This is a genomic window from Mesorhizobium sp. WSM4836, assembly GCF_055811815.1.
In genome coordinates, this window is the sequence record NZ_JBVVQF010000143.1 from 1 (window position 1) to 254 (window position 254).

The 254-nt window shown below is 63.0% G+C and carries 1 protein-coding gene; it reads right to left on the reverse strand.

Going from position 1 to position 254, the window contains the following annotated elements; translation table 11 throughout:
- A partial coding sequence (locus tag AC0L2P_RS32440; RefSeq protein WP_473507272.1) for a spore photoproduct lyase family protein occupies positions 1-254 on the reverse strand: 254 nt, incomplete at both ends.

A 254-nucleotide genomic window follows, 5' to 3' on the forward strand; every position in this document is an offset into this window, starting at 1 on the left:
GCGCCAAGGCGATCCGCTCCTCGAAAAACCGACGCAATCTGCGCATCGTCTCGGCATCATAGACCTGCTTCTCGGTGCCGAACTTAGTCCGCTTCGTCGTACGGTTGGCCGATCCCATGTCGAGTGCCGAGACGGGATACCAGCTATCAAGCACCGTCTTCGATCCGCTGGTGAAGCGGTGGGTGATCAGTTCGACGGTCAGGTCGAGCCCCGGCACATCCGCCAGCGCGGCACCCGCATCCGCCAGCAACGCG